The 1,145-nt window shown below is 20.5% G+C and carries 1 protein-coding gene; it reads left to right on the top strand.

The features are described from left to right. Positions 1-351 precede the first annotated feature (351 nt). Entirely contained in the window at positions 352-978 is a 627-nt protein-coding gene (locus G3997_RS03775; RefSeq protein ID WP_296648352.1) for a hypothetical protein, read from the top strand. Positions 979-1,145 lie beyond the last annotated feature (167 nt).

Below are 1,145 nucleotides of genomic sequence, written 5' to 3'. Positions count from 1 at the left end.
TAAATGAATATACTTCARTACCTTAAATAATATATATCATTTAAGTTACCCCTATATATCATATATTAATTTATCAAAACTTGTAAGTATTTGTTACTACTCTATATCTAGGGATATTCCTACATTTTACCTTGATATAAACTATATAATAGTAAATATTAGATAATTTTGTTGTTTCTTTAATATCTTTAGAGCTAAAATAATATTGATTACGCTATTTATTTGTAAAGCTACATAATTTGTTAAGTATTTTACTTTTTCGTGGTTATTATATTAATATATATTTTTATTTAATGATAAATGAGCTTAATAGTGCTATATTTAAAATAGGAAGGTTTTAGGAGGAATAATATGAATTTTATAACAAAAGATGAATTAGAAAAAAAGGATATTGTATCTAAATTTGCACTTAATAATGGAAATTTAACATTGCCTGGAGACTGTGAATATAAATCTACATGTGATGTTGGGGATATAGTAGTTTCAAAGAACAATATTAATATGATTGGAGTTATATCTTTTATTGAAGAAGATGAACTTAATATAAATTGGAATGATAATAGCGAAACTACAGAAGATATGTCTAACTTAATTATACTACCACCTACAGTAGGATTAGATTTATTAAAAGATAGTAACTTAATAAATTTATGGGAAGAGTTATCAAACGGTAAAAATGATAGCTTTGACTTAAAATGTATTTATTTAGATAATAAAGTAATAAATGAAGTTCCTTTTATTAAGTCTTTTAAAAATACCGATACTCTTATTGATAAAAGGTTTAAAAGAACTTTTACACTTTATAGAAAGTTTGGAAACACTCAGATTTTTAGAACAAATTTATATACTATAAACAATAATGAGATAGGATTAAATATGTCAAGATATGTCTATTACCTATTAGAAAATAATATAGTTTATTATTTAGGTATAGATTTAAATGAAAAAGATTTAACTACTTATCTATTTAATAAATAAAAGTAAATATTATATAAAGCATTTAATTTAAGCTTATATTAATAATTTAAAATAAACCATATTGACTATTAGTCAATATGGTTTATTTATTTAATCTATTATTTTAACGTCCTACTTAAATTTTAGAAATATTTTTATATAAATARTTAAATGTAATAATTTGTAAT

It is taken from the genome of Romboutsia sp. 13368, from assembly GCF_018336475.1.
Classification (GTDB): Bacteria; Bacillota; Clostridia; order Peptostreptococcales; family Peptostreptococcaceae; genus Romboutsia.
The sequence above is the reverse complement of the archived record's forward strand: the minus strand, read 5'-3'. Positions and strand labels throughout refer to the sequence as shown.